Source organism: Aeromonas media (assembly GCF_000819985.1).
Classification (GTDB): domain Bacteria; phylum Pseudomonadota; class Gammaproteobacteria; order Enterobacterales; family Aeromonadaceae; genus Aeromonas; species Aeromonas media.
On sequence record NZ_CDBZ01000177.1, the window covers coordinates 1 to 4,384 of the forward strand.

The 4,384-nt window shown below is 59.4% G+C and carries 3 protein-coding genes and 1 pseudogene; 1 reads left to right on the forward strand and 3 read right to left on the reverse strand.

All coding sequences use genetic code 11. The annotated features are described in order from the left end of the window. Window positions 1-225, forward strand: a pseudogene (locus tag BN1127_RS22470) (J domain-containing protein); the annotation flags it as partial. A 108-nt stretch (window positions 226-333) separates the two neighbouring features. Here the strand turns inward: BN1127_RS22470 and BN1127_RS15205 are convergent. The 3 genes from BN1127_RS15205 to BN1127_RS21705 all read right to left on the reverse strand — a co-directional run bounded on the left by BN1127_RS15205 (window position 334) and on the right by BN1127_RS21705 (window position 4,228). Next, window positions 334-2,904, reverse strand: coding sequence for a DEAD/DEAH box helicase family protein (locus BN1127_RS15205; RefSeq protein ID WP_042650002.1), 2,571 nt, complete (start codon window positions 2,902-2,904; stop codon window positions 334-336). Next, on the reverse strand, window positions 2,901-3,485 hold the full coding sequence (locus tag BN1127_RS15210; protein ID WP_042650003.1) for a class I SAM-dependent methyltransferase: 585 nt from the start codon (window positions 3,483-3,485) through the stop codon (window positions 2,901-2,903). Before BN1127_RS15210 ends, BN1127_RS15205 begins: the two co-directional genes overlap by 4 nt. Window positions 3,486-3,796: 311 nt before the next feature. After that, window positions 3,797-4,228, reverse strand: a complete 432-nt coding sequence (locus BN1127_RS21705) for a hypothetical protein (protein ID WP_021140579.1) — start codon at window positions 4,226-4,228, stop codon at window positions 3,797-3,799. Between the last annotated feature and the right edge of the window lie 156 nt (window positions 4,229-4,384).

A 4,384-nucleotide genomic window follows, 5' to 3' on the forward strand; every position in this document is an offset into this window, starting at 1 on the left:
ATGGGCGCGGTGCTGCACAAATTCAAGCAATCATCCAAGAAAAAGACCGAGCAGGCCTTTGCCGAACATCGGGACTATTTGCTGCGTGATATCGACCACCTGACTGCCCAGCTGGCCGAGATCACCACCCTGCAGACCCTCAAACCCTATCTGGCGGCCCGCTGGGATCAGAAGCAAATGAGGTGGGATGAGGAAGAGGACGATATGGAATGGCTGTTTAGGTAATGGCCAGCGGTGACCGACCATCTCATCAAACAATCAAGGCGCCACTGGCGCCTTGATTGTTTTCACACTGCTGGTTTTTACACTGATCGTGCTATCGGATAGCCAGCCTTAAATCAGGGTCACCTGACGCGCTTTGGCATCAGGCGCCAGCGCCTGTTCCTCATCGTGGATAGTTGTGAAGGGCTCAGGGGAAATGGCGGCTGCCGATGCGATTTTGCGCTGCTGATATTGGGCCAGACGCAAGTCCAGCAGCTCTTGCACCATGCGATGCAGAGGATCGATATCCTCCTCACTCACCGCGAAGCGTGGGCAGAAGCGATCCTCCCTTACCTCGAACCAGTACTCCCCCTTGGCGCCTGGATTGCCGCCACTGCTGAACTTGATCGGATTGCTCTTCCAGTAACTGAGCCAAGCCGGGCTGTCGGCGCTCAGGGCTTGCTGCTTGGCCGGCAGATCGAGACGGGCCAGCTCGGGATGCCGCTCGAACAGGTAACGGGAGTGGCTGGCCAGCGCTGCCAAGGTGGGTGGCTCACGCAGACCGTCGAGTTCGAGCAAGGCCAATAGCAGGATCAACTTGAAGCTCTTGTTGAGCGCGGTGTTCTCCACCCCCGCACGCAGAAAGTCGCCGTGCCGGTTCAGCACGCGCAGCTCCTCCTCCCCCAGATCGCCAGCTTGGGCGAGCAGCTCAAACCAGCCCCCCTGTTTTTGGGTATCGAAACGCAGTTGCTCACCCAGCCGGGCAACCCAGGTTTGCCGCGCAGTGGGACGATAACCGAGGTACTCCTTGAGGATCTGATAGGTCTCAAGCAGAGTCGGTTGCTGCTGCCTTTTTAACAGCGCTAGCAACGGAAGCAGCTTGGGATCCAGATTGATAAAACAACCTGCCGCCAGCGTCATCGCCCTGTTTGCGTGCGTTGGCGAGTAGGTCAATTGCGTTTGCAGCAGCTGAGGCTTGTAGAGACACGCCTTGTGATTGCCCACCAGATCGATCACCACCAAGCGTTCTTTGCCTTGATAGAGGCGCAAGCCCCGCCCCAACTGTTGCAGGAACACGATGCGCGACTCGGTGGGACGCAGCATCAGCACGGTATCGATGGCGGGCAAGTCGGTGCCTTCGTTGAACAAATCTACCGAGAAGATGATATCGAGCTCGGCGGCGGCCAATTGCTCCTGGGCGGCTTGTCGCCCCTGACGGGAGCCCGCATAGACGGCTACCGCCCGCACTCCGGCTTGCTGGAAGACGCTGGCCATAAAATCGGCATGACGGGTCGAGATGCAGAAGGCCAGCGTGCGCTGCTGGCGTAAACGTCGCCACTGGCTAAGGGCGTGCTGAGCCCGCTTCTGACTGGCGAAGGCACTCTCCAGCGCATGGGGGTCAAACTGACCGTTGCGCCAAGGCAGCGCGGCATAGTCGATAGTGTCATCCAAAATGCCGTGATAGGTGAGCGGCACCAGCATCTTTTGCTCAATGGCGAGCGCCAGCCCCCGTTCAAAGACGAGATTGTTGTCGCACAGCGCCAGAATATCGGCCTGATCGGTGCGGTCAGGGGTCGCGGTCAGCCCGAGCAGGAAGCGGGGCTTGAAGTGGTTTAGCAAGCGCCGGTAGGAGGGTGAGGCGGCATGATGAAACTCATCGACCACCACGTAATCGAAGTGATCCGGTGCAAAGCGCAGCAGATGCCGACTCTTGCCCAGCGTCTGGATGGAGGCAAACAACCAGTCGGCCTCATCCTGCTGCTGACCGTGATAGAGGCCAGAATTTGCCTGCGGCGCCATGTGCAAGAAGGTCTGGCGCGCTTGGGTCAGGATCTCCTCCCGATGGGCAACAAACAGCAGGCGGGCCGCCTGCATCTGGCGCACATCAAAAGCCGCGAGCCAAGTCTTACCAAGGCCGGTCGCCATGACCACCACGCCCCGTTTATGCCCCTGTGCCCGCGCGGCTTGCAGCGCCATCAGCGCCTCTTGCTGCACGCTGTTGGGGATGGGGGCTTCACGCAGCTGCTCGGCGCTGCTGCGATGATCCCCGGTGAGCACCCGCAACTCCCGCAGCGCGCTCTGCCGATAGCGAGCGAGGTAGCCATCTATCCAGTCGTGGGTAAGGAGCACGACCCGCGCGTCTTGCGCCAGCCGCTCGATTTGAGCCGCGAGCTGACGCAGGCTGTGATGCGGCTCGCTGGGTCCGCTCGGCTCAGCCCTGAGCGACCAGTTCCACTCCAGCGACTCGGTAAGGGCGGCGGCAGAGATATTGCTGGAGCCGAGAAACGCCTGACCACCGAGCACCGCTGGCGACCCTTCCTGGCCAACTTGCTGGCCTAGGTACTGGGCTGCGTGCTGGACAAACAGATAGGACTTGAGGTGAAAACCGCGATTGCCCTGACTCTGGTAGATCAGCGCGCAAGAGCGAGCGGGATCAAATTTGAGCAACTCGCGCAGCGCCACCGGCTGGGTCACCTCCAGATAGTCCGAGGTGATCACCCGAAGCCGTGCTCCTCGCGCCAGCGCCTCGTGCAGGGCACCGCGCAACAACACCAGCCCGCTTTGGCGAATAAAGGAGACACACAACTCAATGCGGCTACCCTCGCCACAACGGGCGATGGCGTCCAGCAGATGTGGCAACAGGGGATCGTTGAACTCCGGATCCCCCGCCTCTCCCCCGCTGATGAGCACGGGTGCACTCATGACCCGACCTTGCGCACGATGGCGTTAAGCCAACACTCCTGCTCGCGGCCGGGGCGTCGATCCGCAGTCTGCCAGATCTCGACCTCGCTCAGCGGCAACGGCGTTATCAGGGCTTGCAGCCCCGCCTCATCCAACTGGGTGAAGGCTCGGCCATCGCGCTCGGTCTCGTCTACCCCATATTTGAACGAGCAATAGAGCAGACCACCGTCGGCGAGTTGCTGGCACAGATGGACCATTACGGCATCCAATTCGGCACGGGGAACATGCAGCAGACTGGCACAGGCCCAGATGGCATCGACCGGCGCGGGAGCCACGAACTGATCGAAACGGCACAGTTGCACCGGCTGACCAAGCAGGCGCTCGGCGCGCAGGGCCAGCTCCGCGCTGGCATCGAACGTAGTGACCTGAAAGCCCTGCTCTCGGAAGTAGAGACTGTCCCGACCAGAGCCGCAGCCCGCATCGACGATATGAGCGCCGGGAGCGAGCAGAGGCAGGAAGCGCTGGTAAAGCGGCTGCATATCGACCGACAGCGTGCCTTCGACGAAGCTATCTGCGTGTTGGTTGTAGTAATCGATAGACATAGTAAGCAGGCACCTAGCAGAAAACGCTCAGATTAACAGAGAGTTAGGGGTAAAAAATCGAGTCAGTGCCATTTCAGACAATCCGCAGTACGGGAAGGCCAACTGGCACCTTCTTCGCTATTCATAAATGTTCTATTGACCCTAACGGCGCTCAGTTCATGCTATCAAAAAGAGTGTTATTCTAAGCCTGAGAGCACGGTAGCTCTATGAAGCCAGATCACCAAATCGATCATTTCTACTATTTGGCCAAGATGTACGCTGCGTCAGCGATTCATCATGGCGGTCTAATAGATCAGAACCACAGTCTGGGTTCACTTTGCGCCCAACACTGCTGGCGGTGTGCTCTGCCCATCACATCTAACTTGCCCCAAGGAGTTGGTGCGACAAGTTGTGCCATTGGAGGACCGCAGGTTGCCGAGGCTATCTTTACGCCAGGTGACGGTCTCGCCGGTGCTGGGATTGCTGACCCGTACATTGCCTAGACTATCTTTGCGGTAAGTGGTGCCTTCGCTGCTGCGCACATTGCCGAGAGAGTCTTTGCGCCAGGTGGTGCCGCTTTGCGAATCCCTGACGTTGCCGAGACTGTCCTTGCGCAGGGTGCCGCTATTGCCATCATCACACTGGTAGCGGGTATTACCGAGGCTGTCTTTGCGATAGGTACAGTCGGCGGCCCCGGCACTCTGGACCACCAGCAGTAACAGGGCACCAGCTAATACGCCGAGCGGGGGTAACGAAGGTGACATAAACATGCTCCTTGGTTGGGGCTGACTGGGACTCTCTTCAAGCGGGTCCAGTATATGCCGCCTCAATACCCATGCCGATACTGGTTACATACACATGTCGCATTTTGGAGCAGATGCGGGGTGTCTGATCACCGAGCCGGCGTTTATCGGCGGGGT